Raw genomic sequence first — 8,355 nt, 5'->3', positions numbered from 1 at the left:
AGCTGATCCACCATCGTGTTCACGGTGTTCTTGAGCTCGAGGATTTCGCCCTTCACGTCGACCGTGATCTTCTTGGAAAGATCGCCGGCGGCCACGGCCTTGGTTACGTCGGCAATGTTGCGCACCTGGCCGGTGAGATTACTCGCCATGAAGTTCACGGAATCGGTAAGGTCTTTCCAAGTTCCGGCAACGTCTTTCACGTCGGCCTGACCGCCAAGCCTGCCTTCGGTGCCCACTTCACGGGCGACGCGAGTTACTTCCGCCGCGAACGAGCTGAGCTGATCCACCATCGTGTTGATGGTGTTCTTGAGCTCGAGGATTTCGCCCTTCACGTCCACGGTGATCTTCTTCGACAGGTCGCCGTTGGCGACCGCCGTCGTCACCTCGGCGATGTTGCGCACCTGGCCGGTCAAGTTGTCGGCCATGAGATTGACGTTGTCGGTCAGATCCTTCCACGTGCCGCCGACGCCCTCGACCCGCGCCTGACCGCCGAGTTTGCCTTCGGTGCCGACTTCGCGGGCGACGCGAGTGACCTCCGAAGCGAAGGAATTGAGCTGGTCGACCATCACGTTGATGGTGTCCTTGAGCTCGAGGATCTCGCCCTTCACGTCGACCGTGATCTTCTTCGACAAATCGCCGCGGGCAACGGCGGTCGTCACCTCGGCGATGTTGCGGACCTGGCCCGTCAGATTGTCCGCCATCAGGTTGACGTTGTCGGTGAGATCCTTCCAGGTTCCGGCGACGCCTTTCACGTTGGCCTGGCCGCCAAGCTTGCCCTCGGTGCCGACCTCGCGCGCCACGCGCGTCACTTCGGAGGCGAACGAGGCGAGCTGCTCGACCATCGTATTGACGATCTTGCCGATGCGGAGGAACTCGCCGCGGAGCGGCCGACCCTCGATCTCGACGGTCATCGATTGCGAAAGATCGCCTTTGGCAACGGCCCCGATCACTCGCGCGACCTCGGCCGTCGGTTGCGCCATGTCATCGATCAGCTCGTTGACCGAGCGGATCTTGGCCTCCCAGCCGCCCGTGGCGCCTCTGACCTTGCCGCGCTGGCCGATCTTGCCTTCCTTGCCGACAACCACGGAGAGACGCTCGAACTCGTCGGTGATCTGTTCCTCGAGGCTGACCACCTCGTTGAAGACCCGGGCGATTTCGCCGTCGATCCCCGTCAGCTCGTCGGGCAGGCGCACGCTGAAGTCGCCGCGACGCAATCCTCTCAGCGCAGAAAGGAGTTTTCGGCGGTCGAGCGAATCGCGCGGGGACATCTCGTTCAAGGGACGCACTCCTTGCAGCCGACGACCCTTTCGGGGCCATCGCCTTTACTTACGCGCCCCCGGGCCGCCTCCAAAGTGCAATGTTGCGCCTTGAAAAACAATTAAAAAGGCGTTGGCGGCGGCATGGCATCTCCGGATCCATGGGCAGCTAGCCGTGCGGGCCACTCCGGCTACCGCCATATGCGACCCGAGGTTGCCACCGGGAACCTAGTGGCTAGAAGCACCCACGATGCCGGCCAACGCGGACCTTGCAGCCTTCATCGGCGACAATTTCCGCTCCGTGTGGGCATTGGAGATTCTGTTGTTCCTCAAGAACGATCCGTCGACGGCGTGGCGGCGGGAGTCATTGGTGGAAGCTCTGCGGGCGAGCGATCTGGTAGTCACGAAGGGCCTGGACACTCTACAAGCGGAGGGTCTCATTGTTTTGGAGAACGATGGCAGTGCACGCTATTCGCCCGCCTCGGCTGATTTGCGCCAGTTGGTCGACCAGACGGAAGCGCTCTACGCCAAGAAACCGGATGCCGTGCGCCGAATGATCGTTTCCTCGACCGGCATCTCGGCCTTTGCCGATTCCTTCCGGCTAGGGAGCGAATAGTGTCGCCGGCGTTCCCTGCCGCCGTCTACGTCCTGTGCTTTGTCACCAGCACGGCCTGCGCATATCTGTTGGCCCGGAACTATTTGCGAACCGCCGCTCGACTGCTGCTGTGGAGCGCACTGTGTTTCGGGTTGCTCGCAGCCAATAATCTCGCCCTGATTCTTGACCTTCTCGTGCTCCCCGCTGTCAATCTCGCGACGGTTCGGCAAGGCTTTTCATTGGCCGCCATCCTGGTGCTGCTGTTTGGCTTCGTATGGGACCTGGATAATTAGGATGCTGCTTTCCTTCATCTCCGGCGCCATCGTGATGGGCTTCTGGGTCGCGGGATTGTTCTTCCTGCGGTTCTGGAAGAAGACCGGGGACGAGCTGTTCCTCGCCTTCACGCTGGCCTTCTGGCTTCTCGGACTGGGGCAAGCGCTCCTCGCCTTTGCCGATGTGCCGGCGGAAGAGCGAAGCGGGCTTTACCTGTTCCGCCTGGCGGCGTTTGTCGTGATCCTGCTGGCAATTTGGCGGAAAAACAGGAGCGCCCGATCCTAGTTGGTCAGGTATTGCTTCACGCTCTGCGTTGATAATCCGGCTTCGTTCCCGAACGGCGCCAATAGGCATTCAGCCCAATTTCTTCGATCAACTGAGTGAAAGTTCGATCATTCCATAAGCTAGCCATTGGCGGCTGAAACAGCGGGCTTGTGATGCGGTCTTGATCGCCGCCCGGGGGAGCAACCGCAGCCCATTCACCTTCCGCGAAATAGTATCCTCGAAGGATCTTGATGGCCTCGTCCTTCCCACCAAGAGCTGCGCAGGCTTGAGCTATTTGGTGAGGCTTAGAGGGGTCTGTTTTCAAGAAAGCCAAGTTGGTTTCGATGGCCGACCTGCGGTCGCGCTGGCTTGCCAAGCTCTCGGCGGTGGCGGTGACCGTCTTTACGAAGTCGGCCGTGAGTTCCGGCGGTCGTTCAGACTCATTCCGCAAGATCTGCAGAGCTTCCGACGGACGGCCACTGTACATCAGGTAGGCCAGCCGTATGCGCCAAATCTGCGGATGTTGCGGCCAGTGCTGCACGGCGATCTCAAGGGCGTCGTCTGCACGCTGGAGGTCGCCGGAACACCAAAGGTTGATGATGACCTTCCGGTCTGCACCCGGGATCAGAAACTTCTTGCGATCGAACTTCTTCGACACTTCGGTGGCATCGCGCCACCGCCCCACATGTCCAAGCACGTCTGACAATATGAAAAGTAAAATAGGCGCTGGAGGGTGTTCTTGCAGTGTCTTGCGCGCCGCGTGCTCGGCGGCCAACCAGTTCCGATGCGCCGGATGCAGCATTAGCAGCGCACCAAGAGCGCGCGGCTCGTGAGCGTCGAGATTGAGTGCGGTCTTGGCGGCCGATCGGGCTCGGGAATCCAGGCCGGCCCGCTCGCTCAGCGGCACGGACTTCTTGCGAGCAGCATAGGCCATTGCCAGGCCGCCCCAAGCCATCGCGGAGTGGGGGTTGGCTTTCGTCGCATCGGTAAGGAGCGCGATCGCTTGGAGGCTCGAGCCGCGATCGGCGGTATCAAGGGCGTCGTTGCTCTGGAGTGCATCGAGCCCTTTTTGTAGTAGCAGTTTAGCTTCACCTGATTCCTGCGGCCTGCTGTGAATCTGCCATGCGGCGACCCCTCCGAGCACGACAGTGCCCGCTCCGGCGGCCATTAACACGCCTCGGCGATTGATGAGCCGCGGGGCGGTTTGTGCTGAGGCCGGGTCGGTGCATTGCGCCTCCCGGTTCGCAAGTGCGCCGATGCTGTGGAGAGTGCGCTGCCAACCCAAGGCCTGCTGATCGTCCGACCATTTGCGAAGATCCGCGCATTGGATCTGATCGAATGGCATCGGCAGGCGCGTGTCGTCGAGCCGGGCCTGGACCAGCCGTCCGCTTTCGCGTGCGCGGTTCGCTTCGGATCGAACCCACTGCGAGCGCACTGCCGCGTCCGACCAGAGCACAAGCACTGCCAGGGCAGTATCGAGCTGCTCCTCGATCACATCTGAATAAGCGCGATGGGTTGGGAGGTCTTCGTCGAACCAGACAGAAAAGCCTGCGGACTGCAGCCCAGCGGCAACCCGTTTTGCCGCGGCCACGGTCGCTCGCGCGTATGAGAGAAAAACGTCCGCCATTCGCTACACTGCCCCTTGCGCAGCTTGTATCGCCACTGACCTGTGATGACGAGACCGCCCAAGTGCCGGCGGGTAGCTGACTATCGAGCCCCTGTTCCTCTCAGCGCGCGAAGCGGGGGGTCACAGCAGGCGCCTTTTCATTCGCTGAAGAGCAGACATTTAAATCCTGCCTGCTTCAAGGCGCTCCTTGAGCTGCGCGATTTCCCAATAATCGTTCCGGCTGAACGGCAATAGCGGGAGCAGCGTGGCAAGCATGGTGGGACCAAGTTTTCGCTTGAGTGCGGCGAGCCGCTCGAACTGCGAAGCGATATCCGCAGCGGTGCACGGCTCGGCGTCCTGCGGCTGTCCGCCGAGAATTTCCTCGGCTTTGAGCACTAGCCATGCCTGGAGTTCCCAGTAATCACGCATTTGCCGGGATGCGTCAGGTCCAAGGCGAGCAGCGAGCGCGGCAATGCGTCGGCCCGCGGCATCCTGGGGGAAGCCGCCGGCCCGGAGGGTTTCAAGCATCGCGCGATGAACCTCCCGCTCGCTCTCGAGCCAATGCTGCGCTTCGCGTGCACCCAAATGCAGGATCGCGAGCAGGGCGAAAGGAGCCAGCAGGATCGTGCCCATCATCGCCAGTAGCGGCCGATCCGGGAACTGATTGAAAAGCGTGTGGATGGCCACGGCCGCTAGGAAGCCTGGCAAAAACCACAGCGGATTGAAGCCGTAATCGCCGGCCGCGCCGCGAGTTTCGCGCTCGGCAAGCTCGTGGGCGATCGCGGCCAGGATCGCGAGAGTCGTGCCATGCATCACCGCGGTCCCGAGGCCGCGCACCAGCCAGACGTTCATGCCCAGTTCGGGGAATCGCGTCAGATAAACGATATTCTCGACGACCGAGAAACCGGCGCCGACGGCAAAGCCCGAGATCACTGCGTCCAGTTTGAAACCGATGCGGTTGACTGCAAAAAGGGCGACGATCACCAGCCCCTTCAGCGCCTCTTCGATCCACGGGGCGACGAACCGGCTGTAGGTCGAAAAGCCGATCGGTAGAGTATCGAGCATCCGGCCGCTGATTGGATAGGCGACGAGCGCCGCCAGCCCGCCGAGCATCAGCAGAACCATCGTCTCCGTGAACGTCATCAGCTTGAACACGTCGAGCCAGATGAACAGCGCGACCATCAGCAGCACTGGAGTGATCGCGACGGACCAGTCGATGATTTCGCCGACAACCATCCGACGATTGCTTACATGATTTTCAGCGAGGCGAGCAGTTCGGTCTTCTGGTAATCGCCATCCTCAAACCCGCCAGCGGCGCCGAGCGACAGCACCATCGGCAAACGCAGGGCGACCGTGAAGTTGAGATCGAGCTGCCCCCCGAGATTGAAATAGCGATGCGACCGCCCATCCGGCGCCCGGGTCGCCATCGCCCCGGCGAACACCGCCGGGCGGGCATAGCTGAGATAGAAGCTGGGAGTGCCGATCTCCGCGAAGCGAAGCGGCGGCAAGTTCACTTCCCCCGTCAGCTTGGCGAAGCGGCGAGCGCTGATCTGGTTGAGATCGAAGCCGGGGAAGCTCTCGACCTCCCGGTAGCGCTTCTCGGGCCGGTTATCGATGTAGTTGTTGCGGAACGCTCCGAAGTAAAAGCTGGCCAGCGGGTGAAAGCGCTGCCCCCAGGCGTTGCCGGCGTGGGCATAGACCCAGATGGAACTGTTCGGGATCGGAAGCGGGACTCCATAGTCGATTCCGCCGCTGATTTTCGGGAAGGTTTCTCCCTTGGCGAAGTCGAGATTGCCCATGGCGCGCCAAGCGATGCCCTTCTCGTGATCGACTCCCCCCAACGACTTGCGGGTGTTGGTGTAACGGGCGCCGGCCTCGAGCGAGAGGATGTTCTTGGGGCTGGCGATGTTCTGTGCGCTGGGCAATTGCTCGAGCCCGAAATAGGCGGCCGCTGACCCAAAGAAATCGAGCTGCCGCGGCGGATCATAGATGCGTGTCTTCTTGTATTCGGCGACAAGGACGTCGCCCCGGCGGCTTCGCTCAACCGGTCCCAGGAGGTCATAGAAGTCGGCATCGTTGTGCAAATAGCGCAGGCGCCAGTCGAGCGTCTTATACTCGAGCTCGGCGTGCAGCCGGTCACGCGTTCGCATCCGTCCGAAGGGCGAGACGCTGATCGTCGCATTCAGCTGGTGGAACTGCATCGGGTCCTCGAAGTGAAAATAATAGCCTGGCGCGAGCGAGCCCTGGTAGCCTTCGACGACTGGGTAGGCGGCCGCCCACCTCATCCGCTTACCCGGTCGGTACTTGCCGCGCTCGGTGACAAGCTGGTCGAGTGGGACTCGCGCGGGCGAACCGACACCCCATTGCTTGAGCTGCGGATGCGCTGCGATCACCTTGGCGCCAAGAAAGTCGATCGTGCCGAGATCTTCGCGGACTTGCGGTTGCATCCGCGCCGGTGTCAGCCCCTCGCCGGTATATTCATAGACGATCAGCGAACCATCAGGCTGCGGCATCGGCCGGAAAAAACCGGTCGAGGCATTGCTGACGACATCAAATTTCTGGCTCGCGATGTCGAAGCGGAAGACGTTGGACACACCGGTATAATAGGCGGTTCCGTATAGGCTCTTGCCGTCGGACGAGAAGACGAAGCTTTCGGGGGTCGACGGCGCCAGCTCGAGCCGGGCGACCTCCTCGGCGCCACCGCCCGCCGCAAGCGTGTCCATCTTCCACACGCGCACCGTCTGCTTGCCGCTGATTTCGCCGAACGAGGCGGTGGCGAGCGACCCGTCGGGGGAGATATCGAGGTCGAATGGAGTCTGGCCGTAGTCAAAAGTATGGATCTGATTGAAACCCGCATAGGGCGGCGGGATCCGGACGATCGTCGCAAACCCGTTCTGGTGGCGAATGCCCCAAATTGACTTGTCCCTGGGGTGCAGGACCAGGTCGCCGATTCGCGCGTCGCGGATCAGCATCCGCTTCCGACCGGTGTCGACGTCGACCTCGACGAGGTCGCGGAACGCGTAATTGTCCTCGGTGTAATAGGCTTTGCGCGCCGCGGGGTCGAAGGTCAGGCTGGTGACCTTGTAGAGCATCATGCCCTTGATTTCCCGAAGCTTGCGCAGCTTGCCGTCGGCGAGTGATAGCGTTCCGACGAAGCCGATCGTCCCGGGATAGCGGAAGGCAGCGACGAGGCTGTTGGTTTTCGGGTCGACAAAACCGCGTGAAATCGAGCCCAGCGCGCGCGGCGACAGCGCGACAGCCTCGGTCAGCGGGTATTGGCTGAGCTTGGCGAGATTGCGCTTCTGGTAAACCTTCTCAAAGCCGATCCAGTCATCCCAGACATCGTCGAGCCGACGGCCAAACACCCGGCGGAACTGGTTCGAATAAAAAGCCGCGCTGCCTTCGCCGCGCTTGAGCCATTCGAGCGTCCGCTCGGGGCCATAGGTCAGCGCGAGATAAGAGAAGAAGCGGGTGCCGTAGAGATAGTCGTTGACTCCGACCTGGAAGTCGACGGCGGTGCCCTCGGACTCGAGTCCGAGCGGCGAGTAGAATTTGTCGCCGTCGCGCACCTTCGCGCGGAACACCATTTCGTCATAGGCGCCCTGCGCCCGACCAAGGCCGCCCGCCATCCACGTCTCGAAAAAAACCGCGCTGCCCTCCAGGTACCAGCGCGGAACGCTGTTCCGCGGAGTGGCCAGGAAATTGTACGCTATCGAGACCGGATGCTCCTGAATCGGCATTGGCTTGCCGCGCAGGAACTTGCGCCAACGCGCATCGCGACGGTTCCACACGTCCATCGTCGCGACGTGCGCGAGCTCATGGTTGGTCAGCGTGAAGAATCGCTCTCCAGGAGTGAAGGTCTCCATCGACTGGCTAAGCGGAGCGACGTCGAACAGCACCGCGTTGTTCGGCGATGAGCGCGCGGCCGCGTTTCCGTAATCCCCGAAATCCTTGAGCAGCACGGTCGCCCGGTCCCAGGGGGTCCATTCGAACTTCCGCTTGTGGAACTCGATCGCGTTTTCGAAGGCGCGCGCGATGTACGGGGTCAGGTAGGTCTGGGCGGGATCGAAGTAGAGCAGCGAAAGATTGCTGGTCTCGAGCGTCGACAGATCTATGCCGCCGGCGTGGGGCGGCACATGCTCCGGCCCTTCCGGCGCCGGGCTGGGTGGCGTCGGTTCCTCGGGCGGCGAATCCGGCTGACCGATCGGCTCTACAACGGTCGTGGTGTCGGGCTGCACAGGCGGCGGATCCGTTTGCTCCTGCGCCACGGCTGCAGACGCGCTGACGAGCAGTGCGGCAGCCAGGCCCGTGATCGCCAGGCATGGCCGCCCACTAACGCCAATCATGTCCCCCCCGGTGCC

General features: G+C 62.1%; 7 protein-coding genes. 3 read left to right on the top strand and 4 right to left on the bottom strand.

Annotated features, from left to right (window positions below):
• On the bottom strand, positions 1-1,268 hold a 1,268-nt coding region (locus H0T81_RS00595), incomplete at its 3' end, for a HAMP domain-containing protein (protein ID WP_294008799.1).
• Positions 1,269-1,506: 238 nt separating this feature from the next.
• On the opposite strand from H0T81_RS00595, the gene H0T81_RS00590 reads away from it, so the two are divergent.
• Genes H0T81_RS00590 through H0T81_RS00580 form a run of 3 tightly spaced genes read left to right on the top strand, consistent with a single transcriptional unit; the run spans position 1,507 to position 2,409 of the window.
• Entirely contained in the window at positions 1,507-1,872 is a 366-nt protein-coding gene (locus H0T81_RS00590) for a hypothetical protein (protein ID WP_294008795.1), read from the top strand.
• Positions 1,872-2,144, top strand: a complete 273-nt coding sequence (locus H0T81_RS00585; RefSeq protein ID WP_294008793.1) for a DUF5985 family protein — start codon at positions 1,872-1,874, stop codon at positions 2,142-2,144. The genes H0T81_RS00590 and H0T81_RS00585 overlap by 1 nt, the downstream gene beginning before the upstream one ends.
• A 1-nt stretch (position 2,145) precedes the next feature.
• Complete coding sequence (locus H0T81_RS00580) at positions 2,146-2,409, top strand: DUF5985 family protein (protein ID WP_294008792.1); 264 nt, start codon at positions 2,146-2,148, stop codon at positions 2,407-2,409.
• 16 nt (positions 2,410-2,425) lie between these two features.
• Here the strand turns inward: H0T81_RS00580 and H0T81_RS00575 are convergent, their stop codons facing one another.
• The 3 genes from H0T81_RS00575 to H0T81_RS00565 all read right to left on the bottom strand — a co-directional run bounded on the left by H0T81_RS00575 (position 2,426) and on the right by H0T81_RS00565 (position 8,340).
• Complete coding sequence (locus H0T81_RS00575) at positions 2,426-4,015, bottom strand: TIR domain-containing protein (RefSeq protein WP_294008791.1); 1,590 nt, start codon at positions 4,013-4,015, stop codon at positions 2,426-2,428.
• A 159-nt stretch (positions 4,016-4,174) separates the two neighbouring features.
• On the bottom strand, positions 4,175-5,230 hold the full coding sequence (locus H0T81_RS00570) for a PrsW family glutamic-type intramembrane protease (RefSeq protein ID WP_294008789.1): 1,056 nt from the start codon (positions 5,228-5,230) through the stop codon (positions 4,175-4,177).
• Between the two features lie 11 nt (positions 5,231-5,241).
• Positions 5,242-8,340 (bottom strand): hypothetical protein, encoded by a 3,099-nt coding sequence (locus H0T81_RS00565; RefSeq protein WP_294008787.1) that lies wholly within the window; start codon positions 8,338-8,340, stop codon positions 5,242-5,244.
• Positions 8,341-8,355: the final 15 nt, after the last annotated feature.

The sequence above is a fragment of the Sphingomonas sp. genome, assembly GCF_013812825.1.
Lineage (GTDB): Bacteria > Pseudomonadota > Alphaproteobacteria > Sphingomonadales > Sphingomonadaceae > Sphingomicrobium.
The sequence above is the reverse complement of the archived record's forward strand: the minus strand, read 5'-3'. Positions and strand labels throughout refer to the sequence as shown.